This window comes from Streptomyces sp. NPDC057617 (assembly GCF_042800555.1).
Lineage (GTDB): Bacteria > Actinomycetota > Actinomycetes > Streptomycetales > Streptomycetaceae > Streptomyces.
In genome coordinates this window covers 486,313-513,308 of sequence record NZ_JBHVGV010000003.1, presented here as the reverse complement: position 1 = coordinate 513,308, position 26,996 = coordinate 486,313, and the positions used below count along the sequence as shown (strand labels likewise).

The following is a 26,996-nucleotide window of genomic DNA, read 5'->3' as shown; positions in this document are numbered from 1 at the left end:
ACATGATGGAGTCGACCGCATGCGGCCCCGCCGCCGGTCCCGACGCGTCCGAGGTCCTCCGCGACCGCGCGCGCGGCGCGCTGCTCGGACTCGCCGTCGGGGACGCGCTCGGCGCCCCCGCGGAGAACATGCGGCCCTCCGAGATCCGCCGCCGCTGGGGCCGTATCGAGGGTTTCGTGACCGAGAGCCCGGCGGGCACGGACGACACGGAGTACGCCATCTTCTCCGGGCTGCTGCTCGCCCGGCACGGCTCGGCGCTGACCGTCGCCCATGTCGAGAACGCCTGGCACCACTGGATCGCGGACCTCGACGAGGGCCCGTTCCGCGGTGCGGGCTTCAGCGAGCGCGGCACGCTGGAGAACCTCCGGCGCGGGCTCGCCGCCCCGATCACCGCCCAGCACCGGCACGCCTGGAGCGACGGACTGGCGATGCGCGCGGCGCCCTTCGGGGTGTTCGCGGCGGGCCGCCCCGCGGAGGCGGCCCGGCTGGTCGCCGTCGACGGCACCGTCAGCCACGACGGAGAGGGGATCTACGGCGGCCGGGCGGTGGCGGCGGGGGTCGCCGCCGCGATGACCGGCGCGGGGCCCGCCTCCGTGATCGCCGCGGCACTCTCCGTCGTACCCATGGACTCCTGGACGGCCCGCACCCTGCGCCGGGGGGTCGTCGCCGCCGGCCGCGGGTATCCGGACACCCTCACCATGGAGCGGGCGCTGCGCTCCTCGGTGGTCATCGGCGGCTATCCCTGGACCGATCTGGCCCCGGAGGCGGTGGGCCTGGCCTTCGGCGCGTTCGCGGCGGCCCGGGGCGATTTCCGTACGTCGGTCCTGACCGCGGTCAACATGGGCCGCGACGCGGACACCACCGCGGCGGTGGCGGGCGCGCTGGCCGGAGCGGTGTCGGGGGCGCGGGCGATTCCCCCCGAGTGGTCCGCGTCCATCGGCCCGGCCCGGGGAAGCTGTCTCCCCTCGATGCGCGGTTACCACGTCCTGGACATCGCCGACCTGCTGACCCCGGACGAGGACGAGGTGGCGTCATGGCACCGGTGACCGGGGGCGCCCCGCCGGGACGGTCCGGTAAGGACGGCGCCCGGCCGGAGACGCCGTACTCGGGCGCCCGCGACGGGACCGGCGGACGGGACGACCCGGGAGAGCACAGCACCGGACGGCACGACACCGGCACCGGCACCGGCACGGACGGGACCGGACCGTACGGCACCGGGCGGGATCCGCTGCGCCGGATCGAGGGGCTGCTGCTCGGGCTCGCCGCCGGGGACGCCGCCGGATGGCCCGCCGCCCGGCACCGCGCCGCCCGGATGCCCGAGTGGACCCGGCGGCTCACCCGGGAGCTGGACACCTTCGCCGAGCAGAACGCGACCACCACGCTGCCCGTCCCCATCGCGCTCAACCAGCCGCCCGAGCCGCTGCGGCTCGGCCCCTCCGACGACGCCGAATGGGCCGCCTTCACCGCCGAGTCCGTCCTCACCGCCGCCGGACGCCACTTCGACGGGCTCAGTGCCGACCGCCGGATGCGCGCCGCCGTCGATCTGGCCTGGAACTCCCTGGCCAGCGAGATCGCCGCGGCGGCGGCCCGCGCGCCCGAGGTCGAGTCCGCCGTACCGCCGCTGCGGGCGCGGATCTCCGTACGGGCGGGCCTCGGCAATCTCGCCACCGGGCTGCGCCCGCCCGCCACCGGCCACGACAACCCGCACTTCTTCGACGACGCCGCCTGTGTACGGGCCGCCGTGCTGGCCGTCGTCCACCCCGGCCGCCCGGCCGCCGCCGCCGAACTCGCCGAGTTCGACGCCCGCTACACCCAGGACGGGGACGGGGTGCACGGCGCCCGCGCCATGGCCGCCGCCGTCGCCGCCGCGCTGGACGGCGCGGACGCCGAGGCCGCCGTCGAGGCCGCGCTCGACCAGTTGCCCACGACCACGGAGATCGGCCGCAACGCCCGGCACGCCCTCAAACCGGCCCGCGACTTCGCCCATGAACCGGCCGGCGCCTTCGCGCTCGTACCGCTGCTGGAACACCAGATCGTCGACCATGTCTACAGCTACGGCATCGCCGCCGCCGAGACCGTCCCGGTCGCCCTCGCCCTGACCCTCGCCGCCCGGGGCGAGGTCAGCGGCGCGGTGCCCGCCGCGGCCTGTCTCTCCCGGGTCGCCGACTCCGCGCCCGCCCTCGCCGGCGCGCTGACCGGCGCGCTCGGCGGCGGCGACTCCGTTCCCGCCACCTGGCGGGACGCCTGCCGCACCCTCGCGGGATGCGCGCTGCCCCGGCTCGCCAGAACCGATCTGGTGGAACTCGCCGGGCTCCTGGCAGCCACGGAACTGACCGTTCCGGGGGGACAATTCCGGCATGACGACGCTGAGCACTCCCCCCACCCCGGCTCCGGAGCCGGCCCCGGCCGCCGCCGCGCGACCGCAGGGCACCCCCTCCGCGCGCACGGTGACACGCACGCTCGCTGACCGGATCACCGGCTGTCTGGTCGGAGCGGCCGTCGGCGACGCGCTCGGCGGCCCGGTCGAGGGCTACTCCCCCGAGCAGATCGTGGAGCGCCACGGCGGCCGGGTCTCCGGCATCGTCGGCCCCTGGAACGACAACTGGCGCACCGCCCGCCCCATCGCCCCGTACCACAAGGGCGACGGACATGTCACCGACGACACCTTGATGACCCACGCGCTGGTCCGGGTGTACGAAACGGTCCGCGACCATCTCGACGCGTACGCGATCGCCGACCATCTCGTCCCCGATCTGATGACCGTCCCCCGCTGGATCCCCGAGCTGGAGAGCGAGGCGCTGCTCCTCCAGCGGCTGTTCCTCGCGGAGAAGTGGCTGGTCGCACGGCTGCATTACGGGCATGTCGACCCGCGCGAGGCGGGCACCGGGAACATCGTCAACTGCGGCGCGGCGATGTACATGGCGCCGGTGGGGCTGGTCAACGCGGCGCATCCGGCCGCCGCGTACGCCGAGGCGATCGACATCGCGGGCGCGCACCAGTCGTCGTACGGGCGGGAGGCCGCCGGGGTGTTCGCCGCGGCGGTCGCCGCCGCCTGTCTCCCGGACGCCACGCCCACGACCGTCGTCGAGACCTGTCTCCGCTTCGCGAAGGACGGTACGCGCGCGGCGATCGAGGCGGTGTGCGGGGTCGCCGCCCGGCACCGTGACAGCGGGTCGGCGCTGCGCGGGCTGCGCGAGGCCGTCGCCCCCTTCGACACGGTCGGCCCCCACTACCGCAACCCCTCGCTGGGCGCCCGCCGTCCGTCCCGGCTGCACTCCATCGAGGAACTCCCCATCGCGCTGGGCATGTTGCTGATCGGCGGGGGCGACTATCACCGTACGGTGCTGGGCTCGGTCAACTACGGCAGGGACTGCGACTCGATCGCCACGATGAGCGGCGCGCTCGCCGGGGCGCTGGGCGGTGAGGCCGCGATCCCGGCGGACTGGGCGCATCGCGTGGCCGACGCGAGCCGCCTCGATCTGCACGCTCCCGCGCAGGTGCTGACGGAGGTGGCGTACGAGATGTTCACCAGGGACACGGAGCGGCGCCGGGCGCACGAGTCGGCGTTCGGGCGCCTGACGGACGACCGGCTGAGCGACGCGCCGGACGCGCCGGCCCCGCCGAACACCCCGCACGACGCACGGCGTGCGGAGACCCGGCCGGTGGCGGCGCGATGACGGACCTCCGTCTGACCTGGGTGCAACCGGAGGATCTGGTCGGCCACGAGCTGCGCCAGGCCGAGGAGGACGGCCGCGATGCCAAGGCCGTCGCCGAGCGCTGGCACACGGCGGGCGGCACCACCGCCCCGCCCCGCACGGGCGCCTCCCCCGCTCCCGCGCCCCCGCACCTGCGCGCGCTGGCGGAGGAACTCCTCGACGAACTGGCGCTGCTCCCCTGCCCCCAGGAGCAGTACGAACCGACGGAGCTGTCAGCGATCAGGGCGGCCTGCCCGGCCTGGCCGGGCAGGCCGGGCCGCGGCAACGGATCAGCCGCGCCAGAGGCCCGTACCGCAGTCGGCAGACCCGCCGCGCCGGAGCCGGCCGCCGCGCGCGAGTCGGCTCCGGCAGAAGGCCGACCGTACGCCCGGGAAGGCGGCACGCCCGCCGCGCCGGACCGCCCGCACGCCCCGGCGGAGCCGGCCGCCAGAGGCGAGACGGCTCCGGCAGGAGGCCGACCGGGCGGCCCCGCAGCGCGGGACCTGCCGTACCGTACCGGCGACGGTACGGCCGCCTCGCCAGGCCGGCCGTACGGTACGAGCGCCTCGTCAGGCCCGCCGTACGGTACGGCGAGCGCCGCCGCCGACGGTCGAGAAGCCGCCGTCCATCTCACCGTCGCCCGGCTTCATGCCGCCTGGCTCGGGCGGGCGGTCGGCTGTCTGCTCGGGAAGCCCGTCGAGAAGCTGCCCCTCACCGGTATCCGCGCGCTCGCCCGGGCCACCGGCAACTGGCCCCTGCGCACCTGGTTCACCGCCGAGGGGCTGCCTCCCGGGCTCGCCGCCGCGTACCCCTGGAACCGCCGCTCCGCGCCGACCTCCCTCGCCGAGAACATCGACGGCATGCCCGAGGACGACGACCTCAACTACCCCCTGCTCAATCTGCTCCTCCTGCGCCGCCACGGCCGCTCGTTCACCACCGCGGATGTCGCCCGGGTGTGGCTGGACGAGCTGCCCGCGGGCTGTACGTTCACCGCCGAGCGCGTCGCGTACCGCAATCTGCTCTGCGGGATCGAGCCGCCGGACACCGCCCGGTACCGCAATCCGTTCCGGGAGTGGATCGGCGCGGCGATCCGCGCCGACGTGCACGGCTGGACACACCCCGGCGCCCCCGGGGCCGCCGCCGCGCAGGCGCACCGGGAGGCGACGCTCACCCACACCGCGAACGGGGTGTACGGCGCGATGTTCGTCGCGGGCATGATCGCCGCCGCGGCCGGACCGTACATCACCGGGCCCAAGGACGTACACGCCTGTCTGCGGGCCGGACTGTCCGTCGTACCGCCGAGATCCCGGCTCGCCGGGGCCGTACGCTTCGGCATCGAAGCCGCCGGCGAGCAGGCGGACTTCGCGGCCGTCGTCGACCGGATCCACTCCGCCTACGGCCACTACCACTGGGTCCACTCCGTCCCGAACGCCGCGCTGCTCGCCGCCGCGCTCACCCATGCCGACGGCGACTTCGGCGGGTCCATCTGCCGTGTCGTGTCCGGTGGCTGGGACACCGATTCGAACGGCGCGACCGCCGGTTCCGTCACCGGGTTGCTCGCCGGCGATCCGGCCGCACTGCCCGAGCGGTGGACGGTCCCGCTGAAGAACCGTCTCGCCACCTCCGTCGCCGGTTTCGACGGCATCGGCTTCGACGCACTCGCAGAACTCACCCACAGGGAGGCGCTCCGCCCATGACCGGCATCGTGGTGCTCGGCAGCACCAATATGGATCTCGTCGCGTACGCCGCGCGCGCCCCGAAGCTCGGCGAGACCGTCACCGGCCGGGAGTTCCGTACGGTCCCCGGCGGCAAGGGCGCCAACCAGGCCGTCGCCGCGGCCCGCGCGGGCGGTGAGGTGGCGATGATCGGCGCGGTCGGCGAGGACGAGTTCGGGGAGCGGCTGCGGCACACCCTCGAAGCGTCCGGCGTCGACACGGATCTGCTGCGCACCGTCGAGGGCCCCTCGGGCACCGCGCACATCGTCGTGGACGACGAGGGGAGCAACGCGATCGTCGTGGTCCCCGGCGCCAATGGCACCGTCACCCATCTCGTCCCCGGCGACGAGACCGTGATCGCCGCCGCGGACACCCTGCTGCTCCAGCTCGAACTTCCGCTGAGCGCCGTACGGGCCGGCGCCGGGGCCGCGCGCCGCCATGGCGTACGGACCGTCCTCACCCCGGCGCCCGCACAGCCGCTGCCGCCCGATCTGCTCGCCGCCGTCGACCTGCTGGTCCCCAACGAGCACGAGGCGGCCACCCTCACCGGGATCGCCGACGCCCATGGCGCGGCCGAGTCCCTGCTCCGGCAGGTCCCCGAGGTCGTGATCACCCTCGGCGCGTCGGGCAGCCTGTACGCGGCGCGCGGCGGCAGGGCCCTCGCCGTGCCCGCGCCGAGGGTCGAGGCCGTGGACACCACCGCCGCCGGGGACACCTTCGTGGGCGCGCTGGCCGTGGCGCTCGGCGAGGGCCGGCCGATGCCCGAGGCGATGCGCTGGGCCTCGGCCGCCGCCGCGCTCTGCGTACAGCGCCCCGGGGCGTCCACCTCCATGCCGTACCGCACCGAGATCGAGGCCTGAATGACCGTGCCGGCCCCCACCACCACCTCAGCGGCCACTCCCCCGCTCGCCGGGCTGCGGGTACTCGACCTCGCGACCCTCTTCGCGGGTCCCCTCGCCGCCACCCTGCTCGGTGACTTCGGCGCCGATGTGATCAAGGTCGAGCATCCGAGCCGACCCGACCCCTCGCGCGGGCACGGCCCCGCCAAGGACGGGGTGGGCCTGTGGTGGAAGCTCCTCGGCCGCAACAAGCGCGCCGTTACCCTCGATCTGTCCACCCCCGGCGGACGCGATCTGCTGCTCCGGCTGGCCGGCCGGGCGGATGTGATCATCGAGAACTTCCGGCCCGGCACCCTGGAGAAATGGGGTCTCGGCTGGCCCGAACTCTCGCTCGCCAACCCCCGGCTGGTGCTGGCCAGGGTGACCGGCTTCGGCCAGTTCGGCCCGTACTCCCACCGCCCCGGATTCGGCACCCTCGCCGAGGCGATGAGCGGCTTCGCCGCCATGACGGGCGAGCCGGACGGACCCCCGACCCTGCCGCCCTTCGGCCTCGCCGACTCGATCGCCGCGGTGGCCACGGCGTACGCGGTGATGACGGCCCTCAGCGGGCGGACCCTCACGGGCCGCGGCCAGGTGGTCGATCTGGCGATCATCGAGCCGATCCTGACCGTGCTCGGGCCGCAGCCGCTCTGGTACGACCAGCTCGGCCTGGTCCAGCCGCGTACGGGCAACCGCTCCGGCAACAACGCCCCGCGCAACACCTACCGCGCCGCCGACGGCTCCTGGCTGGCGGTCTCCACCTCCGCGCAGTCGGTCGCGGAGCGGGTGATGCGGCTGGTGGGCCGGCCCGAGCTGATCGACGAGTCCTGGTTCACCACCGGAAGCGGACGCGCCGCGCACGCCGACGTACTCGACGAGGCGGTCGGAGGCTGGATCGCCCGGCACACCCGCGCCGAGGTGATGGCAGCGTTCGAGAAGGCCGAGGCAGCGGTCGCACCGGTCTATGACATCCGGGACATCATGGACGATCCGCAATACCGGGCGCTGGACACCGTCACCGAGGTCCCGGACCCGGAGCTGGGGCCGCTGCGGATGCAGAACGTCCTCTTCCGGCTCTCCGAGACCCCGGGCGCCATCCGCTGGGCGGGCCGCCCGCATGGCGCGGACACCGACGCGGTCCTCACCGAGCTGGGTCTGTCCGTATCCGAGATCGCCGCGCTCCGCTCGGACGGCGCGCTGTGACCATCGCTCTGACCTGGCTGTACGTACCCGGGGACCGGCCGGAGGTGATGACGAAGGCGCTGTCCTGCGGTGCGGATGTGGTGATCGTGGACCTGGAGGACGCGGTGGCTCCCGACCGCAAGGAGTACGCGCGGGACGCCGTCGCCGAGTTCCTGTCCTCGCCGCATCCGGTCCCGGTGCATGTACGGATCACCGACGAGCACGATCTGGCGTGGCTGGTGGGGCTGCCTGGACTGACCGGGCTGCGCCTCCCGAAGGTCACGCACCCCTCCGACATCCACCGGATCGCGGCCCGGGCCCCGGATGTCGCGCTGTACGCCCTGCTGGAATCGGCGCTCGCCCTGGAGCACGCGCACGCCATCGCCTGCGCGCACCCGGCGGTACGGGGCATCGCCCTGGGCGAGGCGGATCTCCGCGCGGATCTGGGGGTACGGGACGACTCCGGGCTCGACTGGTCGCGCAGCCGGGCCGTGGTCGCGGCCCGCGCGGCGGGTCTGGCCCCGCCGGTCCAGTCGGTGTTCCCCGATGTCCGCGACATGGACGGCCTGGCGGCGTCGTGCCGCCATGGCCGGACGCTGGGGATGCTGGGCCGGGCGGCGATCCATCCGCGTCAGCTCGCGGTGATCGAACGGGCGTATCTGCCGACGCCGCGGGAGGTGGCGGAGGCGGAGGAGATCATCGAGGCGGCGGCCGCGGAGGCGGGGGCGCATGCGTTGCCCGACGGCCGCTTTGTGGATGCGGCGATCGTGGCGGCGGCGAGGCGGACGCTGGCCCTTGTCCTCAATCGCCGGACGGGCTGAATTTCAGCCCGTCCGGCGATTGAGGACAGGCGTGGCCGTCTGCCACGCAACCGGTCAGCTTCGCGCCGGTCAGGTCTTGTCGGCCGGCTCGGCGCCAGGGGTGGCGGTCACCGCAGCGCCATTGGAGTCGGCGTCCGCGTCCCCCTCCGCCTCGGCTTCGTCGTCCTTCGGCTTCTGTTCGACCACCGCGTCCCGCTCCGGTTCCACCACTTCCTCGCGGCCGGGGCGTACCCGCGCCGACACCACGAAGTAGACGACCGCCAGGACGAAGACGACGGCCGCCGTCCAGACGTTCAGCCGGAGACCGAGGAAGTGGTGCGCCTCGTCGACGCGCATGTACTCGATCCAGGCGCGGCCCGCGCAGTACGCCGCGACGTACAGGGCGAACGCCCGCCCGTGCCCGAGCTTGAAGCGGCGGTCGGCCCAGATGACCAGCAGCGCGACACCGATGCACCACAGCGACTCGTACAGGAACGTCGGGTGGTAGAGGCCCGCCTCGCGGTTGGTGCCGGAGGAGATCTCCAGCGCCCACGGCAGATCCGTCGGCTTCCCGTACAGCTCCTGGTTGAACCAGTTGCCCCAGCGCCCTATCGCCTGCGCGATGGCGATCGCGGGCGCGATGGCGTCGGCGTACGCGGGAAGCGGGATGCCCCGGCGGCGGCAGCCGATCCAGGCGCCGACCGCGCCCAGCGCGATCGCGCCCCAGATCCCGAGGCCGCCCTCCCAGATCTTGAAGGCGTCGACCCAGTCCTCACCGTCGCTGAAGTAGAGCTGGTAGTCGGTGATCACATGGTAGAGCCGCCCGCCGACCAGGCCGAAGGGCACCGCCCAGACGGCGATGTCGGCCACGGTGCCGGGTTTGCCGCCCCGGGCGACCCAGCGCTTGCCGCCGTACCAGACCGCGACGAAGACACCGATGATGATGCAGAACGCATAGCCGCGCAGCGGGAGTGGTCCGAGGTGGAGCACTCCGGTCGACGGGCTGGGAATGTAGGCGAAGTCCATGGCAGAACCGACCGTACAGTGCCGGGCGGGATCTGGGGCGACCCGCCCGGCAACTTCTGGATAACGAGGTCAGACGGCGGGGGACGCGGCGGGCGAGGAGTCAGGGGCCGAGGCGGGCGAGGCGGATGCCGAGGGCGTCACCGGCTTCTTGCCCTTGTTGGCCTCCTCGACCCACTTCTTCAGATTGTCCGGCGTGATGTTCTCGGAGCCCTTCTTCGGCAGCACCGACTCACCGTTCAGCAGGACCGCCGGCGTCCCGGAGAAGCCGCCCGTCCGGAACGCCGCGGCGGACTTCTGCACCCAGTCGTCGTGCTCGCCCTTCTCCACGCACTGGCGGAACCCGGGCGCCGACTCCAGCCCCTCGACCTTGCGCGCCAGATCCAGCAGATGGCTGTTCTTGGCGAAGGCGTCGTCCGTCTCCAGCGGCTGGTTCTGGTACAGGACGTCGTGGTACGGGGAGAACTTGCCGACGTCCTGGGCGCACGCCGCCGCGTTGGCCGCGCGCAGCGAGCCGCTGCCGCCCATGTTGCCGTCGATGATCGTGGCGAGGTGGTACTCGACCTTGAGCTGTCCCGCCCGCTCCAGCTTGTGGATCGTGTCCCGGAACCCGTTCTCGAACTGGGCGCACGCCGGGCAGCGGAAGTCCTCCCAGACCGTGAGCATGGACGGCGCGTCGGGTGACCCGACCGGAATCGCGAGACCGCCCTTGCCCACGGCCCCGGAGGGCGCGCTCGCCGGCTGCCCCGCGCTGTCGCTCCTGTCCTTGCCGACCTCGGCGGCGACCACGCCGATCACTCCGACCGCGCCGAGCACCCCGACGACCGCCACGGACATGACCACGGTGCGCCGCCGCTTCTCCCGCACCCGGTCCGCCGCACGTTCCTGCTGGAGCCGCTCTCTCGCGCTCCGTTTTGCCTCACGGTTCTTCTCGCTCACGCCCACAGCAACGAACCGGGGAGGTGCCTGCGCACCTCCCCGGTCCCAGGTCCACCCGTACGTGTGAGCCGACCCGTCAGCGCTTGCGAACGCCCTCGGCCAGCTCGGCCGCCAGCTTCCGTACGGCCACCAGTCCGGCCGCCGTGTCGGGCGCGTCCAGGATCCGCTTCACGAACGCCGAGCCGACGATGACACCGTCCGCGAAGCCCGCGACCTCGGCGGCCTGGTCCGCGTTGGACACACCGAGCCCGACACACACCGGCAGCTCGGTCGTGGCGCGGGTGCGCGCCACCAGGTCCTGGGCCTCCCGGCCGACCGACTCACGCGTACCCGTGACGCCCATCAGCGACGCCGCGTACACAAAACCGCTGCCCGCCGCGGTGATCGTGGCCAGCCGGGCGTCCTTGCTGCTGGGCGCGACCACGAAGACCGTCGCGAGCCCCTGCTTCTCCGCGTGCTCGCGCCAGAGCGCGGATTCCTGTACGGGCAGGTCGGGCAGGATGCAGCCGGCGCCGCCCGCCTCGGCCAGCTCGGCGGTGAAGCGCTCGATGCCGTAGCGGTCGATCGGGTTCCAGTACGTCATCACGAGGACGGGCTTGCCGGTCGCCTCGTACGCCTCACGGACCGTACGCATCACATCGGCGATCTTCACCCCGCCCCGCAGCGCGATGTCGTCGGCGGTCTGGATGACGGGCCCGTCGAGCACGGGGTCGCTGTGCGGCAGCCCCACCTCGACCACGTCGGCGCCGCCGTCCAGGACCGCCTTCACGGCCTCGATCCCGCCGTCCACGGTCGGGAAGCCCGCCGGGAGATAGGCGATCAGCGCGGCCCGGTTCTCGGACTTCGCCGCCGCGAGCGTCTTGCCCAACAGCCGGATGTTCCCGCTCACTTGGTGCCCTCCCCGTCGTACAGCCCGAAGTAGCGGGCGGCCGTGTCCATGTCCTTGTCGCCGCGCCCGGAGAGGTTGACGACGATCAGCCCGTCCTTCCCCAGCTCCCGGCCCACCTCCAGCGCGCCGGCCAGCGCGTGCGCGCTCTCGATCGCCGGGATGATGCCCTCGGTGCGCGACAGCAGCAGCAGCGCCCGCATCGCGTCGTCGTCGGTGACCGCGCGGTACTCGCCACGGCCGCTGTCCTTGAGATACGCGTGCTCCGGGCCGATGCCCGGGTAGTCGAGGCCGGCCGAGATCGAGTACGGCTCGGTGATCTGGCCCTCCTCGTCCTGGAGGACGTACGACCGCGAGCCGTGCAGGATGCCGGGTTCGCCCGCGGTCAGGGTCGCGGCGTGCTCGCCGCTGTCGATCCCGTGCCCGGCGGGCTCGCAGCCCACCAGCCGTACGGCCGTGTCGGGGATGAACGCGTGGAAGAGCCCGATCGCGTTGGACCCGCCCCCCACGCATGCCACGGCCGCGTCGGGCAGCCGGCCCGCGCGCTCCAGGAGCTGGCGCCTGGCCTCCACCCCGATGACCCGGTGGAAGTCGCGCACCATCGCGGGGAAGGGGTGCGGGCCGGCGACCGTGCCGAACAGATAGTGGGTGTGGTCCACATTGGCGACCCAGTCGCGGAACGCCTCGTTGATGGCGTCCTTCAGCGTCCTGCTGCCGGACGAGACGGGCACGACCTCGGCGCCGAGCATCCGCATCCTGGCGACGTTCAGGGCCTGGCGCCGGGTGTCGATCTCGCCCATGTAGATGGTGCAGTCGAGCCCGAACAGCGCGCAGGCGGTGGCGGTCGCGACGCCGTGCTGTCCGGCGCCGGTCTCGGCGATGACCCGGGTCTTGCCCATGCGCCTGGTCAGCAGCGCCTGCCCCAGCACATTGTTGATCTTGTGGGATCCGGTGTGGTTGAGGTCCTCACGCTTGAGGAAGATCCGGGCGCCCCCGGCGTGCTCGGCGAACCGCGGCACTTCGGTCAGCGCACTGGGGCGGCCGGTGTAGTCGACGAGCAGCCCGTTCAGCTCGGCGGCGAAGGCGGGGTCGCCCTTGGCCTTCTCGTACTCGACGGCGACCTCGTCGACGGCGGCGACCAGCGCCTCGGGAATGAACTTGCCGCCGAAGGCACCGAAGTACCCTTCGGCGCTGGGGACTTGACCCTCGGGGTCGGGAACAAAGAACTCGGACACGCGAGAACTCCTCAGAAGCAACGAAGACGGGGAGAGAGCACCGTGTTGCGCCAAGGCGCGACAGCCCGCGGCACGGCACCGTACGCACCACGCACGGTCACCGCACCCTCGGCCCGGCCACGCCTAAGACGCGGCCTCGCGCCATCGCATGCCGTTGACCTGGCCCGGCTCGTCGCCGATCACGTACCGGACCCGCCGCCCGTGTACCCGCCGGGCCGGCGCGCGGCACCCGCGCGGGCGGCAGCCGCGCGCCAGGGCCGCGTGCGGCGTGTGCGGTACGGGTACGGCGGCGGTGTGCACGGCGGGGTCAGTCCCTGCCGTGCCGCAGCGCCGGGTGGGCGCCCGCCGCGACGAGGTCGGCCACCGCGGCCTTCGGGTCGCGCCCGGTCACCAGGGACTCGCCGACCAGAACGGCGTCGGCCCCGGCGTTGGCGTACGCGATCAGGTCGTGCGGCCCGCGCACCCCGGACTCGGCGATCTTCACAATGCCGGCCGGGATCTCGGGGGCGACCCGCTCAAATGTTCCGCGGTCCACTTTCAGGGTCTTCAGATCGCGCGCGTTGACGCCGATGATCCGCGCGCCCGCGTCCACGGCCCGCTCGACCTCCTCCTCGTCGTGCGCCTCGACCAGCGGCGTGAGCCCGATCGACTCGGCCCGCTCGATCAGCGAGACCAGCGCGGGCTGGTCGAGTGCGGCGACGATCAGCAGCACCAGGTCCGCGCCGTACGCCCGCGCCTCCCAGAGCTGGTACGAGGTGACGACGAAGTCCTTGCGCAGGACCGGGATGTCGACCCGGGCCCGTACGGCCTCCAGATCGGCCAGCGAGCCGCCGAAGCGCCGCTGCTCGGTCAGTACGGAGATGACGGCCGCGCCGCCCGCCTCGTAGTCGGCGGCGAGCCCGGCGGGGTCGGCGATCGCGGCCAGCGCGCCCTTCGACGGGCTGGAGCGCTTGACCTCGCAGATGACCTGGACCGAGTCGCCGCGCAGCGCGGCCACCCCGTCCCTGGCCTCCGGGGCCCTGGCCGCGCGCCGCTTCAGCTCGTCGAGGGAGACGCGCGCCTGCCGCTCTGCGAGGTCGGCGCGTACGCCTTCGATGATCTCGTCGAGCACACTCACGCGAGCGGCCCCCTTTCCAGGTGGAGTGGTAGTCGAGGTACAGGTTCAGGATCAGCCATATCGATGCTATCCGGAACTGGCCGAAGGCTCCGCATCCGGTTGGCCGCGCCCCGCCCCACCTGGCATTTCACGGGGCGAGCAAGGAGCCGAAAGGCAGGTTCCTGACCACCGTGAAGATCAGGACCACCGCGCCGAGGCCCCACCACCAGAGGGGTCCGAGGGTGATCCGTACGGGCAGGCCCTTCCCGGCGCGTACGACCCAGGCCACCCACACCGCGGCGAAGATCGCGTAGCCGATGACGGCGAGCGCGTTGGCGCCGAAGGCGGTGGCCAGGTCACCGTGCGCGACGGCGTGGGCGCTGCGCAGACCGCCGCAGGCGGGGCAGTAGAGACCGGTCAGCAGGAGCAGCGGGCAGACCGGGTAGTGGCCGGTTTCATTCGGGTCGACCAGACCGACATAGGTCCAGGCCACGGCGATCCCGCCGAGGACGGCGACCGGCGGGAACAGCCGCCGCGCGAGCGGGGCGGGAGCCGGTGCGAACACGGGCGGGACCGGCAGGGAGGGCGGGGAGGACGGGTCGTGCGCGGGAGTTGGCATGGCGTCCACCCGGTGATTGTCGCCGCTGCTACGGAAAAACGCAGCCCGGCCCGGCCGGACTGCGTCGGAGCGTCTGTGTTTCCGAGGGGCCGGCCGTCAGGCGGTCTGCGTCTGGGGCTCGGGCTCGGTCTGCGCCTCGGCCTTCGCGGTGCCGGTCTCAGCCGCAGCTCCCGCCCCGGCCACGGCCTGGGCCGCCTGCGGCCTCGCGGCCAGCGCCCTCGCCCGTACCAGTTCCTCGGGCTCCTTGGGCGTGCCCATGCCCGCCGCCTTCATCACCAGGCCGACGAGCGCCCCGAGCGCGATGAGACCGATCCCGGCCCAGAACCCGGCCGAGTTCGCCGCGACCATGAAGACCCCCGCGACGCAGAAGCCGATGAAGGAGATGATGACACCGGTCCAAGCCGCCGGGGTGTGTCCGTGGCCGCCGCTGTGCGCCATGAGGTGCTCCTCGTTCCTGATGTCCTGATGTGCAGTGTGTCGGAGTGTGCGTCGGACGCTCGACCGACATTGTCCCGCATGCGCCACCCGTTCGGCGGCGCGGGGTCGGGCGATGTGGTTCAGCTCTCGCGCGTCGGGTCCTCGCCCCGGTCCAGGGCCTTCCACAGGTCCTCGGGACGGTCGGGGTCCACCGTGGGCGTACGGCCGGGACCACGCCCGGCGGCGCCCGTGCCGGGGCCGCCGGTCCGCTCGTACCGCCCGGACATCGCGGGCCACTGGCTGCCGTACAGCACCGCCAGCACCCCCGCGAGCAGGATCAGCACGCCGCCGGCCGCGGTCACATAGGGCCAGGCGGTATGGCTCAGGGCGTCCACCGTCGCGGCGGTGTCCCCGGTGGTCTTCGCGGCCAGCTCGTCCAGGGCCGCGCTGTCCGAGGCGCCCAGGAACGCGGCCAGGGCCGCTCCCGCGCCGCTCAGCGCCAGCAGGGCGGCGACCAGCAGCCGCCCGGCGCTGCGGACGGCGAAGACGGCGACGAGCGCCGCGAGTCCCACGACGGCGAGGGCCGCGGGGACTCCGGTCACATCACGGCCGTCGGCGTCGAGCGGTACGGAACCGCCGCCGACGGCCGCCGTGCCCTCGGCCCATATCTGGCCGGAGGCGATCAGCGCCACGGCGGCGCCGACGGCACCGAGGAGCAGGGCCGCCGCGAGACCGCGTCGGCCGCGGCCGGGCGCGGTGCCCGCCTGGGCGGCGGGGCGGGGCTGGGGTACGGGTACGGCACTCACGTACCCCACTATCCCCTACCGTGTCACCCGGTGTTCAGCCGGTTGGCGGTATGCACCGCCCGGAGCACGGCGGCCGCCTTGTTGCGGCACTCGATGTCCTCGGAGACCGGGTCGGAGTCGGCGACCACGCCCGCGCCCGCCTGGACATAGGCCGTACCGTCCCTGAGCAGGGCGGTACGGATGGCGATGGCCGTGTCGGAGTCCCCGGCGAAGTCGAGATAGCCGACGCAGCCGCCGTACAGCCCGCGCCGGGTGGGCTCCAGCTCGTCGATGATCTGCATGGCACGCGGCTTGGGCGCCCCGGAGAGCGTGCCCGCGGGGAAGCAGGCGGTCAGCACGTCGAAGGCGGTACGGCCCTGCGCGACCCGGCCAGTGACGGTGGACACGATGTGCATGACGTGCGAGTAGCGCTCGACCGACATGAAGTCCACCACCTCGACGGTGCCGGGCGCGCAGACCCTGCCCAGGTCGTTGCGGCCGAGGTCGACGAGCATGAGGTGCTCGGCGCGCTCCTTGGGGTCGGCGAGCAGCTCCTCGGCGAGCGCCTGGTCCTCCTGCGGGGTGGCGCCCCGGGGGCGGGTCCCGGCGATCGGATGCACCATGGCCCGTCCGTCCTCGACCTTGACCAGGGCCTCCGGGCTGGAGCCCACCACATCGAAGGTCCCGCCGTCCTCGTGGGGCAGGCGCATGAGGTACATGTACGGCGACGGGTTGGTGGCCCGCAGCACCCGGTAGACATCCAGGGCGCTCGCGCTGACGGGGGTCTCGAACCGCTGGGACGGGACGACCTGGAAGGCCTCGCCCGCCCTGATCCGCTCCTTGATGTCCTCGACGGCGGCCCGGTAGTCGGGACCGCCCCAGAGCGCGGTGTACTCGGGCAGTTCGGAGGCGGGCAGCGCGGCCGGCGCGGAGTGGACCGGCTCGGCCAGATCGGCCTCCATCGCGTCGAGCCGGGCGACGGCGTCCGCGTACGCCTCGTCCACCCCGGTGTCCAGGTCGTTGTGGTTGATCGCGTTGGCGATCAGCAGGACCGTGCCGTCCCAGTGGTCCAGTACGGCGAGGTCCGAGGTGAGCAGCATGGTCAGCTCGGGGATCCGCAGGTCGTCGCGGGCGTGCTCGCCGATCTTCTCCAGGCGGCGGACGATGTCGTACCCGAGGTAGCCGACCATGCCCCCGGTGAAGGGCGGCATGCCGGCGGGGAGGTCGCGCGGGGTGTGCAGGGTCTCCACGGTGGCGCGCAGCGCGGCGAGCGGGTCGCCGTCCACGGGGACGCCGACGGGCGGGGTGCCGAGCCAGTGGGTACGGCCGTCGCGCTCGGTGAGCGTGGCGGCGGACCGTACCCCGACGAACGAGTAGCGGGACCAGGAGCGGCCGTTCTCCGCGGACTCCAGCAGGAAGGTGCCGGGGCGCTCGGCGGCGAGCTTGCGGTACAGGCCGACCGGGGTGTCGCCGTCCGCGAGGAGACGCCGGCTGACGGGGATGACGCGGCGGTCCACCGCCAGCTTGCGGAAGGTCTCAAGGTGCATGGCGGCTGACCCTACTCGGTGTGACGGGCCGGTTCTGTCACTGTTCGAGCGACGGGACACCCGGTCCGGTCACCGTCCGAGCGGCAGGACATCGGCGTCAAAGCAGGTGCGGGCGCCGGTGTGGCAGGCGGCGCCCACCTGGTCGACCTGGACCAGCACGGTGTCCGCGTCGCAGTCCAGCGCGACGGACTTGACGTGCTGGACATGGCCGGAGGTGTCGCCCTTGACCCAGTACTCGCGGCGGCTGCGCGACCAGTAGGTGCAGCGTCCTGTGGTGAGGGTGCGGTGCAGGGCCTCGTCGTCCATCCAGCCCAGCATCAGCACCTCGCCGGTGTCGTACTGCTGGGCGATGGCCGGAAGCAGTCCGTCGGGGGTGCGCTTGAGGCGGTCCGCGATGGCGGGGTCGAGTCCGCCGCCCGGGCCGGGGGTACCGGTGCTGCTCATGTGTTCATTGTGCCGCGCCCGCGCCGCCGGCCGGCCCGGTGTCCACTGGGCGGACGGGTCCCGGCCGCCGTACGCTGGGTGCCATGTCGACCCATGCCAAGCGTGAACGGCTTCTGCTCGCCGATCTGTTGGAAGCGGCGGGGCCCGACGCGCCGACCCTCTGCGAGGGCTGGCTCGCCCGGGACCTCGCGGCCCATGTGGTGGTGCGCGAGCGCCGCCCCGACGCGGCCGGCGGGCTGCTGGTGCCCGCGCTCAGGAACCGGATGGAGCGGGTCCAGGCCGAATATGTCGCGAAGCCGTACGAGGAGCTGATCCAGCTCATCCGTACGGGACCGCCGCGGCTCTCCCCGTACGGCATCAAGCAGATCGACGAGGCGGCCAACGCGATCGAGTTCTATGTGCACACCGAGGACGTCCGGCGGGCGCAGCCCGACTGGACTCCGCGCGAGCTGGACCGGGTCTTCGCGGACACGCTGTGGTCGCGGGTGGAGAAGGGCGGCCGGATGCTGGGGCGCAGGTCCCCGGTGGGCCTGGTGCTGCGCCGTCCGGACGGCCAGACGGCGGTGGCCCACCGCGGCACGCCCGTGGTGACGGTCACCGGCGAGCCGGGTGAGCTGGTGCTGTTCGTGTTCGGGCGGCAGAGCGCGGCGGATGTGGAGCTGGACGGCGACAAGGACGCGATCGCGCGGGTCCAGGAGGCGAAGCTCGGGATCTGAGCGGCCGTACGGTCGTACGGTCGTGCCGAAGAGCCGGCCGTACGGCCCGTACGGCCGCACCGAAAGCCCTCAGGAGTGCGGGCAGTTCCCCCGGTACTCGGCGATCGTCGGGCCCGGCGCGGGCAGCGGGCACAGGAACTGCTCGTAGCGGGTGTCCGCGTCGATGAACCGCTTCAGCCAGGAGACGCTGTATTTCGCGATCGTGGTGTTGGCGGTGATCGGCGTCCGGTGCACCGCGCCCTTCAGCTCCAGATACGCCTTGTCGAGGGCGGAGGGCAGCGACGTGTAGAACGGCTCGGAGTGCACCGTGACCGGCGCGACCGTGTCGCCGTCGGCCCCGACGACCAGGGTGGGTGTACGGACCTCGGGCCAGGTGGTGTCCAGGTTCCAGCCGGTGAGCGGGATCGCCGCCTTCAGGGACGTACGGCTCTTGGCGGCTTCGAGGGAGCCGCCTCCGCCCATGGAGTGGCCCATGACGCCCAGCCGGGCGGGGTCGATCCGGTTTATGACCGGCGAGCTGCCGCCTGTCAGATAGTCGAGTGCGGCGAGGAGTTGACGGCCCCGGCTTGCGGGCTGGTCGAGCACGGTGACGGTGTCGATCGTGAAGACGACAAAGCCCTGCGACGCGAGTCGGGGCCCGTACCAGGCGATGCTCGACTGGGTACCGGTGAAGCCGGGCGCGATGGCGACCGCGCCGAAGGTGCCGTCCGCGGTGGAGGCCGGGTAGTAGACCGTACCGCCGCCGAAGCCGGTGACGCTCGACCGCGCGACGGTGGTCTGCGAGACGGTGTAGTGGCCGAGAGGGGCCTCGATACTGGCGACGGTCGGGGCCGGTCCGCGCTCGTACGGATTGGCCGCCGCCGCGGCCGTACCGGGGAGCGAGGCGGCGAGGAGACCGCCGGTCGCGGCGGTCGCGGCGAGTAAGCCTCTGACCGTGCGGATCCGGCGGATACGGGCAGGGGTACGCGGCTGAGCGAGCTGCTGCTGCACGGTGGGGGCCCTCTCGGTGACGAGGTCGTGACGGCTGGCGCTTCCACTGTCCCGGTGCATTCGCCCGAAAAGCACCAGTGAGTTCACCGGTCTTCACCGGAAGCCGTCAGTCTTCACCGGATTTCACCGGAATCCACCCGATTTCACAAACGGAGCGGTGCACGCGGGTGTTGACCCGGACCGCAAGCAGCACCGGGTCAGCACCCGAGCCGGCGCCCGCACGGGCCCGCACGGGGCCCGCGCCGACGCCCGCGACAGCGCCCACGTCAACGAACAGCGTCAACACCCGGCCTCAGCGCACCGGATGGCCCGCTTCCCGCAGCGCGTTCTTGACCTCCGGGATCCGCAGATCACCGAAGTGGAAGACGGAGGCCGCCAGCACGGCGTCCGCGCCCGCCTCGACCGCGGGCGCGAAGTCCGCGAGCCGGCCCGCGCCGCCCGACGCGATGACGGGCACGGTCACATGCCGGCGTACGGCCGCGATCATCTCGGTGTCGTAGCCGTCCTTCGTACCGTCCGCGTCCATCGAGTTGAGCAGGATCTCACCCGCCCCCAACTCGGCCGCCCGGTGCGCCCATTCGACCGCGTCGAGCCCGGTGCCCCGGCGCCCGCCGTGCGTGGTGACCTCGAACGAGCCCGACGGCGTACGGCGCGCGTCGACCGACAGCACCAGCACCTGCCGCCCGAACCGCTCGGCGATCTCCCGGATCAGCTCGGGCCGCGCGATGGCCGCGGTGTTGACCCCGACCTTGTCCGCGCCGGCCCGCAGCAGCTTGTCGACATCCTCGGGGGTCCGGACGCCGCCGCCGACGGTGAGCGGGATGAAGACCTGCTCGGCGGTGCGGCGCACCACGTCATAGGTGGTCTCGCGGTTGCCGGACGACGCGGTGATGTCGAGGAACGTCAGCTCGTCGGCGCCCTCCGCGTCGTACAGTTCGGCCATCTCGACGGGGTCGCCGGCGTCCCGCAGATTCTGGAAGTTGACGCCCTTGACGACCCGGCCGTTGTCCACGTCCAGGCAGGGGATGACCCGTACGGCAAGAGTCACCGGGTACCTCCCCGGTACGCCTCGACCTCGGCCTCGACGAACAGGCTCGGGTCGATCAGCCCGGCGACGACGACCATCGAGGCGGCCGGACGTACGGCATCGAACAGGTCCTTGTGCGCCCGCCCCACTTCGTCGGCGTCCCTGACATGGGTGATGTACATACGCGTACGGACGACATGCTCGGCGCCGAGGCCCAGCTTTCCGAGCGCCTTGATCGCGACGCCGAAGGCGGTCCTCGCCTGCTCGTACGGGCCGCCCTCCGCGATCCTGCCGTCGACCACGGAGGTGCAGCCGGACACCAGGACCAGGCCGTTGGGGAGTTCGACCGCGCGGGAGTAGCCGAAGGCCTCCTCCCAGGGGCCGCCGGACGAGACCCTTCTGACGCCCGTGCCTGTGGCGCCCGTGTCGGCCGCTCCCGCTCCGGCGGTCATCCGGCCACCGCCGCGAGCGCCTCTTCCAGGGTGAACGCCTTGGCGTACAGCGCCTTTCCGACGATCGCGCCCTCGACGCCCACGGGTACGAGCGAGGCGAGGGCGCGCAGATCGGCCAGCGAGGAGACGCCGCCGGAGGCGACGACCGGCTTGTCGGTCGCGGCGCAGACGTTCTTCAGCAGCTCCAGATTGGGGCCCTGGAGGGTGCCGTCCTTGGCGATGTCGGTGACGACGTAGCGGGCGCAGCCCTCGGAGTCCAGCCGGGCCAGCGTCTCGTACAGGTCGCCGCCGTCCCGCGTCCAGCCCCGGCCGCGCAGGGTCGTGCCCCGTACGTCCAGACCGACCGCGATCCGGTCACCGTTCTCGGCGATGATCCGCGCGACCCACTCGGGGGTCTCCAGCGCGGCCGTGCCGAGGTTGACCCGGGTGCAGCCGGTGGCGAGGGCCGCGGCGAGAGAGGCGTCGTCGCGGATGCCTCCGGAGAGTTCGACCTTGATGCCGGTGTCCGCCATGGCGGCGGTGACCCCGGCGATCAGCTCCCGGTTGTCGCCGGTGCCGAAGGCGGCGTCGAGATCGACGAGGTGCAGCCACTCGGCGCCGGAGCGCTGCCAGGCGAGGGCGGCTTCGAGGGGGGAGCCGTAGGACGTCTCCGTACCGGACTCACCGTGCACCAGGCGTACGGCCTGGCCGTCGCGGACATCGACGGCGGGGAGGAGTTCGAGCTTCGGCACAAGAACCTCGGGTGACATTCAGAGGGTTCCGATCCAGTTGGTCAGCAGCGTGGCACCGGCGTCGCCGGACTTCTCGGGGTGGAACTGGGTGGCCCACAGCGCGCCGTTCTCCACGGCGGCGACGAACGGCTCGCCATGGGTGGACCAGGTGACCTTGGGGGCGCGGATCCGGGGGTTGGTGACTTCCAGATTCCAGTCGTGCACCGCGTACGAGTGGACGAAGTAGAAGCGCTCCCCGGCGTCGAGCCCGGCGAACAGTTCGCTGTCCTCCGGCGCCTGGACGGTGTTCCACCCCATGTGGGGGACGACCGGCGCCGCCAGCGGCGCGACCGTACCGGGCCATTCGTCGAGGCCCTCGGTCTCGACCCCGTGCTCGATGCCGCGCTCGAAGAGGATCTGCATACCGACGCAGATGCCCAGGACGGGACGGCCGCCGGCGAGTCTGCGGCCGATGATCCAGTCGCCGCGGGCGGCGGTGAGCCCCTTCATACAGGCGGCGAAGGCGCCGACCCCGGGGACGAGGAGTCCGTCGGCGTTCATGGCGCGGTCGAAGTCGCGGGTGATCTCGACCTCGGCGCCGGCCCGGGCGAGGGCCCGCTCCGCGGACCGGACATTGCCGAATCCGTAGTCGAAGACGACCACGCTCTTCCGGCTCGTACCGCTGTTGGTCATTCGCAGATCCCCGTCATTCCCAGATCCCCTGGATACGCAGCACTCCGGCGATCAGGCAGAGCGCGGAACACAGCCCGAGCAGCACGATCACGCCCTTGGGCATCTTCTGCTTGGAGAAGGAGTAGACACCTCCGGCCAGAAACAGGCCCACGATGATCAGAAGTGTCGACAGGCCGGTCATAGGGCGCCCTTGGTCGAAGGAAGGATTCCGGCCGCGCGCGGGTCACGCTCGGCGGCGTACCGCAGGGCACGCGCCAGCGCCTTGAACTGGCACTCCACGATGTGGTGCGCGTTCCGCCCGTACGGAACGTGCACATGCAGTGCGATCTGGGCCTGGGCGACGAAGGACTCCAGGATGTGCCGGGTCATCGTCGTGTCGTACGTGCCGATCATCGGCGCCATGTTCTCGGGCTCGGTGTGCACGAGATACGGGCGCCCCGACAGGTCCACGGTCACCTGGGCGAGCGACTCGTCCAGCGGGACCGTGCAGTTGCCGAAGCGGTAGATGCCGACCTTGTCGCCGAGCGCCTGCCGGAAGGCGGCGCCGAGGGCGAGGGCGGTGTCCTCGATGGTGTGGTGCGTGTCGATGTGCAGATCGCCCTCGGTCTTCACCGTGAGGTCGAACAGGCCGTGCCGCCCGAGCTGGTCGAGCATGTGGTCGTAGAAGCCGACCCCGGTCGCCACATCCACCCGGCCCGTGCCGTCGAGGTCGATCTCGACGACGACGGAGGTTTCCTTCGTACTGCGTTCCACACGGCCGATGCGGCTCATGCGCTCTGCTCCTTCTTGAGGTCACGTACCGCGTCGAGGAACGCGTCGTTCTCGGACGGGGTGCCCGCGGTGACCCGCAGCCGGCCCGGTACGCCGTTGTCACGGACCAGGACGCCCCGGTCGAGGAGGCGCCGCCAGGCCGTGTGGGAGTCCTCGAAGCGGCCGAACTGGACGAAGTTGGCGTCCGATTCGGTGACCTCGTATCCGATCGCCCGCAACTCCCCGACCAGCCGGTCCCGCTCGGCCTTCAGCGTCTCGACGTACCCGAGCAGCGTATCGGTGTGCTCCAGCGCGGCGAGCGCGGTGGCCTGGGTGACGGCGGAGAGGTGGTACGGCAGGCGCACCAGCTGGACGGCGTCGACCACGGCGGGGTGCGCCGCGAGATAGCCGAGCCGCAGTCCCGCCGCGCCGAAGGCCTTGGACATCGTGCGGGAGACGACGAGATACGGGCGGCCCGCCAGCAGCGGCAGCAGGGAGGCGCGGTGGCTGAACTCGACATACGCCTCGTCCACCACGACCAGTGTCTTCCGGCCCGCCTGGGCCGCCTCGTACAGCGCGAGGACCGTTCCGGCGTCGACCGCCGTGCCCGTGGGGTTGTTGGGCGAGGTGATGAAGACGACATCGGGCCGGTGCTCCGCGATCGCCGCGCGCGCCGCCTCCAGGTCGATGGTGAAGTCCTCGTTGCGCGGCCCGGAGATCCAGCCGGTGCCGGTGGAGCGGGCGATGAGGCTGTGCATCGAGTACGAGGGCTCGAAGCCGATGGCGGTACGGCCGGGGCCGCCGAAGGCCTGGAGGAGCTGCTGGATGACCTCGTTGGAGCCGTTGGCCGCCCAGACGTTCGCGGCGGTCAGCGGGTGCTTTCCGGTACGGGTGAGATACGCGGCCAGCTCGGTGCGCAGCTCGACGGCGTCCCGGTCGGGGTAGCGGTTGAGCCCGCGGGCGGCCTCGCGGACGCGCTCGGCGATCCGCTCCACGAGGGGCTCAGGCAGGGGGTACGGGTTCTCGTTGGTGTTGAGTTGTACGGGGACGTCGAGCTGAGGCGCGCCGTACGGGGTCTTGCCGCGCAGTTCGTCCCGTACGGGCAGATCGTCGATGCCGAAACGATCGCCGCTGCCGGAGGATGCTGAGCCGGTCACTTGCCGGGCACCTGCCATCCGAACCTTGCCTTCACCGCCGCGCCGTGCGCCGGCAGGTCCTCCGCCTCCGCGAGCGTCACCACATGGTGGGCGACCTCGGCGAGCGCGTCCTCGCTGTAGTCCACGACGTGGATGCCGCGCAGGAAGGACTGGACGGAGAGCCCCGAGGAGTGGCAGGCACAACCACCGGTCGGCAGCACATGGTTGGAGCCCGCGCAGTAGTCGCCGAGCGAGACCGGGGAGTACGGGCCGACGAAGACCGCACCGGCGTTGCGGACCCGCGCGGCCACCCCGGAGGCGTCGGCGGTCTGGATCTCCAGGTGCTCGGCGCCGTACGCGTTGACGACCCGCAGGCCGTCCTCGACGGAGCCGACCAGGACGACGGCGGACTGCCGGCCGGAGAGCGCGGGGACCACCCGGTCGTCGATGTGCTTGGTCGCGGCGGTCTGCGGCTCCAGCTCCTTCTCCACCGCGTCGGCCAGCTCGACGGAGTCGGTGACGAGGACGGCGGCGGCCAGCGGGTCGTGCTCGGCCTGGCTGATCAGGTCCGCGGCGACATGCACCGGGTCGGCGGTGGAGTCGGCGAGGATCGCGATCTCGGTGGGGCCGGCCTCGGCGTCGATACCGATCCGGCCGGTGAAGTAGCGCTTGGCGGCGGCGACCCAGACATTGCCGGGCCCGGTGACCATGTTCACCGGGGCGCACTCCTCGGTCCCGTACGCGAACATCGCGACGGCCGTGGCGCCGCCCGCCGCGTACACCTCGTCGATCCCGAGCAGCGCGCAGGCGGCCAGGATCGTCGGGTGCGGCAGACCGCCGTACTCCCGCTGGCCCGGCGAGGCCAGGGCGATGGACTCGACGCCCGCCACCTGCGCCGGCACCGCGTTCATGACCACCGAGGACGGGTAGACGGACCGGCCGCCCGGCGCGTACAGGCCCACTCGCTCGACCGGGACCCAGCGCTCGGTGACCGTGCCGCCGGGGACGACCTGCGTGGTGGTCGTACCGCGCCGCTGTGCCTCGTGGACCACCCTGGCCCGCCGGATCGACTCCTCAAGAGCGGCCCGTACGGCCGGATCGAGCGCCTCCAGCGCGGCTCCCAGCGCCCGCTCGGGCGCCCGTACCCGCTCCAGCGTCACACCGTCGAACCGCTCCGCGTACTCGATCAGCGCCGCCGTGCCGCGATGGCGTACGTCCTCGCAGATGGGCCGCACCTTCTCCAGGGCGGCTTCCACGTCGAACTCGGCTCGGGGCAGCAGATCACGCAGGGCTCCGCCCTCGGGGAGGGTATCGCCGCGCAGGTCGATTCGTGAGATCACGGGGTCAATTCTCGCAGACCGGACCAGGCCGCCGGACGCCCGTATCACTGGCTGATACACGTCCCGGAAGCCCCACCGCACCACTAGCGTTCAGCTCGTCACTGAGCGGGAACAACCGTTGTACGGACCATTCAAGAACCGTCTGTGATGCATCTGTGACCATCTGTATTCGATCAGGCTGTATTTGATCAGGGGAAGCGGAGGCGGCAGTGACCGAGCCGCAGGACGACGAATCTCCCGACTGGCTCAGCGCGGCGGAACTGGGCATGTGGCAGTCGTTCCGCAACGGCAGCATGTACGACCTGAGCACCGCGGATCCGCTGCTCAACGATCCGTTCTCACCGCGCCCCTGGGGCACCGAGCGCAGTGTGCGCGCCCGGGTCGTCGCCCTGCTGCTGCTCAGCGGGCCCGCCGCGCTGCCGGGCCGGGTCGCCGCGCTGAAGCTGCGCGGGGTCCAGATCACCGGGACGCTCAATCTCGCGGGCGGCACGATCGCGCCGTACGTCGAGCTGAACCACTGCCGCTTCGAGAACGAAGTGGTGCTGCCCGAATCACACTTCACCACACTGCGGATGGTGGGCTGCGCGATTCCACGGCTGGAGGCGGCCCGGCTGCACACCGAGGGCGATCTCCATCTGCCGCGCTGCCGGGTCGACCGCGGTATCCGGCTGACCGACGCGCAGATCGGTACGGATCTGCTGATCAGCCAGATCGTTGTACGGCCCGACCGGCTCGGCCGGGCCATCACCGCCGACGGGATGTCCGTCGCACAGGACCTCCAGGCCGATCAGATCGAGACATACGGCGAGGTCAGTCTGCGCGGCGCCAAGATCGGCGTGTCGCTGAGCCTGCGCGGGAGCAGGCTGCGCGCCGCGGCGGAGCGGCGCGCGCTCAACGCCCCGCAGCTCACGGTGGAACGGTCGCTGTACATGACGGGCGCGTGGATCAGCGACGAGAGCGGCGCGCCGGGGACGACCCCGCCGCACGGCATCGGGCGGGTCTCCACCCCGCTGCACGGCACCCGGCTGCAGCCGTTCGAATGCCGGGGCGGGGTACGGCTCGACGACGGGCGGTTCGGGGACGCGGTCGATGTGGACCAGGCACGCTTCTTCCTGGCGGCGACGGAGGAGCTGTCGCTGCGCAGGATCGTCACTCCCGAACTGCGGTTCAAGTGCGAGCGCCCGGAGGAGGGCAGGGTCGTCCTGAGCGGCGCGAAGATCGTCACCCTGGTCGACATGTCGACGAGCTGGCCGGGACCCGGCGGTCTGGCGATGGGCGGTTTCGTGTACGAGAACCTCGTCCCGTTCGGCCACTTCCCGCTGCTCCGGCGGCTGGAGTGGGTGGCGGCGGCGACCCCCGAGTACTCCCCGGAACCGTACGAGCGGCTGGCGCAGGTGCTCCGCAACAGCGGCGAGGACGCGGACGCGCGCGAGGTGCTGCTCGCCAAGCAGCGGCGCCGCCGCGAGACGCTGCCGCTGGCGGCCAAGCTCTGGGGATACCTCCAGGACTGGACGGTGGCGTACGGCTACCGGCCGGGCCGGGCGGCGCTGTGGATGGCGGTGCTGTGGGGCGCGGGCACGATCGGTTTCGCCCACCACGCGCCGCGCTCGATCAAGGCGACGGAGCACCCGGAGTGGAATCCGGCGCTCTACGCGCTGGATCTGCTGATCCCGGTGATCAACCTCGGCCAGGACGGCTACTGGCTGCTGACGGGCGGCTGGCAGTGGGCGGCGGCGGCGTTGGTACTGCTGGGCTGGATCCTGGCGACAACGGTGGCAACGGGAGCGTCGAGACTGCTGCGCCGCGGTTAGACGGTTCGGGGTCCCCGCCCCGGGCACACAGGTGCCGGGTTTCTTTACCACCCCTTGACTTCGGGCAGGACAACCCTCCGGCCCGATACGAAAGCTTCACAGCAGCCCCC

Annotated in this window: 28 protein-coding genes and 1 pseudogene; 9 read left to right on the top strand and 20 right to left on the bottom strand. The window is 72.6% G+C overall.

Annotation, left to right across the window (positions count from 1 at the left end):
- Nucleotides 1–5: 5 nt before the first annotated feature.
- Genes ACFU9P_RS11170 through ACFU9P_RS11140 form a run of 7 tightly spaced genes read left to right on the top strand, consistent with a single transcriptional unit; the run spans nucleotide 6 to nucleotide 8,291 of the window.
- Complete coding sequence (locus tag ACFU9P_RS11170) at nucleotides 6–1,046, top strand: ADP-ribosylglycohydrolase family protein (RefSeq protein ID WP_376375354.1); 1,041 nt, start codon at nucleotides 6–8, stop codon at nucleotides 1,044–1,046.
- Nucleotides 1,034–2,467, top strand: coding sequence for an ADP-ribosylglycohydrolase family protein (locus tag ACFU9P_RS11165; RefSeq protein ID WP_384078723.1), 1,434 nt, complete (start codon nucleotides 1,034–1,036; stop codon nucleotides 2,465–2,467). Before ACFU9P_RS11170 ends, ACFU9P_RS11165 begins: the two co-directional genes overlap by 13 nt.
- Complete coding sequence (locus ACFU9P_RS11160; protein ID WP_384078721.1) at nucleotides 2,358–3,677, top strand: ADP-ribosylglycohydrolase family protein; 1,320 nt, start codon at nucleotides 2,358–2,360, stop codon at nucleotides 3,675–3,677. The genes ACFU9P_RS11165 and ACFU9P_RS11160 overlap by 110 nt, the downstream gene beginning before the upstream one ends.
- Nucleotides 3,674–5,392 carry an ADP-ribosylglycohydrolase family protein gene (locus ACFU9P_RS11155; RefSeq protein WP_384078719.1) on the top strand — a complete coding sequence of 573 codons (1,719 nt, stop codon included), beginning with the start codon at nucleotides 3,674–3,676 and terminating at the stop codon, nucleotides 5,390–5,392. Before ACFU9P_RS11160 ends, ACFU9P_RS11155 begins: the two co-directional genes overlap by 4 nt.
- Nucleotides 5,389–6,270 (top strand): ribokinase, encoded by an 882-nt coding sequence (gene rbsK / locus ACFU9P_RS11150; RefSeq protein ID WP_384078717.1) that lies wholly within the window; start codon nucleotides 5,389–5,391, stop codon nucleotides 6,268–6,270. The genes ACFU9P_RS11155 and rbsK overlap by 4 nt, the downstream gene beginning before the upstream one ends.
- Nucleotides 6,271–7,491 carry a CaiB/BaiF CoA transferase family protein gene (locus tag ACFU9P_RS11145; protein ID WP_384078715.1) on the top strand — a complete coding sequence of 407 codons (1,221 nt, stop codon included), beginning with the start codon at nucleotides 6,271–6,273 and terminating at the stop codon, nucleotides 7,489–7,491.
- A 47-nt stretch (nucleotides 7,492–7,538) separates the two neighbouring features.
- On the top strand, nucleotides 7,539–8,291 hold the full coding sequence (locus tag ACFU9P_RS11140; RefSeq protein WP_384078964.1) for an HpcH/HpaI aldolase/citrate lyase family protein: 753 nt from the start codon (nucleotides 7,539–7,541) through the stop codon (nucleotides 8,289–8,291).
- Between the two features lie 69 nt (nucleotides 8,292–8,360).
- Here ACFU9P_RS11140 and lgt read toward each other — a convergent pair whose 3' ends face one another.
- The 11 genes and pseudogenes from lgt to hisI all read right to left on the bottom strand — a co-directional run bounded on the left by lgt (nucleotide 8,361) and on the right by hisI (nucleotide 17,261).
- Nucleotides 8,361–9,296, bottom strand: a complete 936-nt coding sequence (lgt, locus tag ACFU9P_RS11135; RefSeq protein WP_384078713.1) for a prolipoprotein diacylglyceryl transferase — start codon at nucleotides 9,294–9,296, stop codon at nucleotides 8,361–8,363.
- Between the two features lie 69 nt (nucleotides 9,297–9,365).
- On the bottom strand, nucleotides 9,366–10,232 hold the full coding sequence (locus tag ACFU9P_RS11130; RefSeq protein ID WP_384078711.1) for a DsbA family protein: 867 nt from the start codon (nucleotides 10,230–10,232) through the stop codon (nucleotides 9,366–9,368).
- 76 nt (nucleotides 10,233–10,308) lie between these two features.
- The gene (gene trpA, locus ACFU9P_RS11125) at nucleotides 10,309–11,121 is read right to left on the bottom strand and encodes a tryptophan synthase subunit alpha (protein WP_376375088.1); all 813 of its coding nucleotides are present in this window, start codon (nucleotides 11,119–11,121) and stop codon (nucleotides 10,309–10,311) included.
- The gene (trpB, locus tag ACFU9P_RS11120; RefSeq protein ID WP_384078708.1) at nucleotides 11,118–12,353 is read right to left on the bottom strand and encodes a tryptophan synthase subunit beta; all 1,236 of its coding nucleotides are present in this window, start codon (nucleotides 12,351–12,353) and stop codon (nucleotides 11,118–11,120) included. Before trpB ends, trpA begins: the two co-directional genes overlap by 4 nt.
- A gap of 123 nt (nucleotides 12,354–12,476) precedes the next feature.
- Nucleotides 12,477–12,653 carry a tryptophan biosynthesis modulator TrpM gene (trpM, locus tag ACFU9P_RS11115; RefSeq protein ID WP_384078706.1) on the bottom strand — a complete coding sequence of 59 codons (177 nt, stop codon included), beginning with the start codon at nucleotides 12,651–12,653 and terminating at the stop codon, nucleotides 12,477–12,479.
- A 7-nt stretch (nucleotides 12,654–12,660) separates the two neighbouring features.
- Nucleotides 12,661–13,470: an indole-3-glycerol phosphate synthase TrpC gene (trpC, locus tag ACFU9P_RS11110; RefSeq protein WP_046500885.1), complete on the bottom strand. Its 810-nt coding sequence runs from the start codon at nucleotides 13,468–13,470 to the stop codon at nucleotides 12,661–12,663.
- 127 nt (nucleotides 13,471–13,597) lie between these two features.
- Nucleotides 13,598–14,068, bottom strand: coding sequence for a DUF2752 domain-containing protein (locus ACFU9P_RS11105; protein ID WP_384078961.1), 471 nt, complete (start codon nucleotides 14,066–14,068; stop codon nucleotides 13,598–13,600).
- Nucleotides 14,069–14,260: 192 nt separating this feature from the next.
- A pseudogene (locus ACFU9P_RS11100) lies at nucleotides 14,261–14,506 on the bottom strand (HGxxPAAW family protein); the annotation flags it as partial.
- 119 nt (nucleotides 14,507–14,625) lie between these two features.
- Nucleotides 14,626–15,300, bottom strand: coding sequence for a TIGR02234 family membrane protein (locus tag ACFU9P_RS11095; protein WP_384078704.1), 675 nt, complete (start codon nucleotides 15,298–15,300; stop codon nucleotides 14,626–14,628).
- A gap of 14 nt (nucleotides 15,301–15,314) precedes the next feature.
- Nucleotides 15,315–16,817, bottom strand: coding sequence for an anthranilate synthase component I (locus tag ACFU9P_RS11090; protein ID WP_384078702.1), 1,503 nt, complete (start codon nucleotides 16,815–16,817; stop codon nucleotides 15,315–15,317).
- A gap of 69 nt (nucleotides 16,818–16,886) precedes the next feature.
- Nucleotides 16,887–17,261 (bottom strand): phosphoribosyl-AMP cyclohydrolase, encoded by a 375-nt coding sequence (hisI, locus tag ACFU9P_RS11085; protein ID WP_046500891.1) that lies wholly within the window; start codon nucleotides 17,259–17,261, stop codon nucleotides 16,887–16,889.
- Between the two features lie 83 nt (nucleotides 17,262–17,344).
- Here hisI and ACFU9P_RS11080 point away from each other — a divergent pair, with 83 nt between their 5' ends.
- Nucleotides 17,345–17,977 carry a TIGR03085 family metal-binding protein gene (locus tag ACFU9P_RS11080; protein ID WP_376375068.1) on the top strand — a complete coding sequence of 211 codons (633 nt, stop codon included), beginning with the start codon at nucleotides 17,345–17,347 and terminating at the stop codon, nucleotides 17,975–17,977.
- A 69-nt stretch (nucleotides 17,978–18,046) separates the two neighbouring features.
- Here the strand turns inward: ACFU9P_RS11080 and ACFU9P_RS11075 are convergent, their stop codons facing one another.
- The 9 genes from ACFU9P_RS11075 to hisD form a co-directional block, all read right to left on the bottom strand.
- Entirely contained in the window at nucleotides 18,047–18,967 is a 921-nt protein-coding gene (locus ACFU9P_RS11075; protein ID WP_384078699.1) for an alpha/beta hydrolase, read from the bottom strand.
- Nucleotides 18,968–19,259: 292 nt separating this feature from the next.
- A complete protein-coding gene (hisF, locus tag ACFU9P_RS11070) occupies nucleotides 19,260–20,015 on the bottom strand; it encodes an imidazole glycerol phosphate synthase subunit HisF (RefSeq protein WP_376375062.1) in 756 nt (251 codons plus the stop codon).
- A complete protein-coding gene (locus ACFU9P_RS11065; RefSeq protein ID WP_384078696.1) occupies nucleotides 20,012–20,446 on the bottom strand; it encodes a RidA family protein in 435 nt (144 codons plus the stop codon). Before ACFU9P_RS11065 ends, hisF begins: the two co-directional genes overlap by 4 nt.
- Complete coding sequence (gene priA / locus ACFU9P_RS11060) at nucleotides 20,443–21,177, bottom strand: bifunctional 1-(5-phosphoribosyl)-5-((5-phosphoribosylamino)methylideneamino)imidazole-4-carboxamide isomerase/phosphoribosylanthranilate isomerase PriA (protein ID WP_376375348.1); 735 nt, start codon at nucleotides 21,175–21,177, stop codon at nucleotides 20,443–20,445. Before priA ends, ACFU9P_RS11065 begins: the two co-directional genes overlap by 4 nt.
- 18 nt (nucleotides 21,178–21,195) lie before the next feature.
- The gene (gene hisH / locus ACFU9P_RS11055; RefSeq protein WP_384078694.1) at nucleotides 21,196–21,849 is read right to left on the bottom strand and encodes an imidazole glycerol phosphate synthase subunit HisH; all 654 of its coding nucleotides are present in this window, start codon (nucleotides 21,847–21,849) and stop codon (nucleotides 21,196–21,198) included.
- A gap of 13 nt (nucleotides 21,850–21,862) precedes the next feature.
- Nucleotides 21,863–22,030, bottom strand: a complete 168-nt coding sequence (locus ACFU9P_RS11050) for a hypothetical protein (RefSeq protein WP_046500898.1) — start codon at nucleotides 22,028–22,030, stop codon at nucleotides 21,863–21,865.
- Nucleotides 22,027–22,620: an imidazoleglycerol-phosphate dehydratase HisB gene (hisB, locus tag ACFU9P_RS11045; RefSeq protein WP_376375051.1), complete on the bottom strand. Its 594-nt coding sequence runs from the start codon at nucleotides 22,618–22,620 to the stop codon at nucleotides 22,027–22,029. The genes ACFU9P_RS11050 and hisB overlap by 4 nt, the downstream gene beginning before the upstream one ends.
- Nucleotides 22,617–23,756, bottom strand: coding sequence for a histidinol-phosphate transaminase (locus tag ACFU9P_RS11040; protein WP_376375048.1), 1,140 nt, complete (start codon nucleotides 23,754–23,756; stop codon nucleotides 22,617–22,619). The genes hisB and ACFU9P_RS11040 overlap by 4 nt, the downstream gene beginning before the upstream one ends.
- Nucleotides 23,753–25,075, bottom strand: coding sequence for a histidinol dehydrogenase (gene hisD, locus ACFU9P_RS11035; RefSeq protein WP_384078692.1), 1,323 nt, complete (start codon nucleotides 25,073–25,075; stop codon nucleotides 23,753–23,755). The genes ACFU9P_RS11040 and hisD overlap by 4 nt, the downstream gene beginning before the upstream one ends.
- Before the next feature lie 209 nt (nucleotides 25,076–25,284).
- Here hisD and ACFU9P_RS11030 point away from each other — a divergent pair, with 209 nt between their 5' ends.
- Nucleotides 25,285–26,886: an oxidoreductase gene (locus ACFU9P_RS11030; RefSeq protein WP_376375043.1), complete on the top strand. Its 1,602-nt coding sequence runs from the start codon at nucleotides 25,285–25,287 to the stop codon at nucleotides 26,884–26,886.
- Nucleotides 26,887–26,996 lie beyond the last annotated feature (110 nt).

Coding starts and splice junctions, on each gene's coding strand:
- ACFU9P_RS11170 (WP_376375354.1), top strand. CDS start 6: ATGGAGTCGACCGCATGCGGCCCCGCCGCCGGTCCCGACGCGTCCGAG.
- ACFU9P_RS11080 (WP_376375068.1), top strand. CDS start 17,345: ATGTCGACCCATGCCAAGCGTGAACGGCTTCTGCTCGCCGATCTGTTG.
- ACFU9P_RS11165 (WP_384078723.1), top strand. CDS start 1,034: ATGGCACCGGTGACCGGGGGCGCCCCGCCGGGACGGTCCGGTAAGGAC.
- ACFU9P_RS11145 (WP_384078715.1), top strand. CDS start 6,271: ATGACCGTGCCGGCCCCCACCACCACCTCAGCGGCCACTCCCCCGCTC.
- ACFU9P_RS11155 (WP_384078719.1), top strand. CDS start 3,674: ATGACGGACCTCCGTCTGACCTGGGTGCAACCGGAGGATCTGGTCGGC.
- ACFU9P_RS11140 (WP_384078964.1), top strand. CDS start 7,539: ATGACGAAGGCGCTGTCCTGCGGTGCGGATGTGGTGATCGTGGACCTG.
- rbsK (WP_384078717.1), top strand. CDS start 5,389: ATGACCGGCATCGTGGTGCTCGGCAGCACCAATATGGATCTCGTCGCG.
- lgt (WP_384078713.1), bottom strand. CDS start 9,296: ATGGACTTCGCCTACATTCCCAGCCCGTCGACCGGAGTGCTCCACCTC.
- ACFU9P_RS11160 (WP_384078721.1), top strand. CDS start 2,358: ATGACGACGCTGAGCACTCCCCCCACCCCGGCTCCGGAGCCGGCCCCG.
- hisB (WP_376375051.1), bottom strand. CDS start 22,620: ATGAGCCGCATCGGCCGTGTGGAACGCAGTACGAAGGAAACCTCCGTC.
- hisH (WP_384078694.1), bottom strand. CDS start 21,849: ATGACCAACAGCGGTACGAGCCGGAAGAGCGTGGTCGTCTTCGACTAC.
- ACFU9P_RS11065 (WP_384078696.1), bottom strand. CDS start 20,446: ATGACCGCCGGAGCGGGAGCGGCCGACACGGGCGCCACAGGCACGGGC.
- hisI (WP_046500891.1), bottom strand. CDS start 17,261: ATGAGCAGCACCGGTACCCCCGGCCCGGGCGGCGGACTCGACCCCGCC.
- ACFU9P_RS11050 (WP_046500898.1), bottom strand. CDS start 22,030: ATGACCGGCCTGTCGACACTTCTGATCATCGTGGGCCTGTTTCTGGCC.
- ACFU9P_RS11105 (WP_384078961.1), bottom strand. CDS start 14,068: ATGCCAACTCCCGCGCACGACCCGTCCTCCCCGCCCTCCCTGCCGGTC.
- ACFU9P_RS11090 (WP_384078702.1), bottom strand. CDS start 16,817: ATGCACCTTGAGACCTTCCGCAAGCTGGCGGTGGACCGCCGCGTCATC.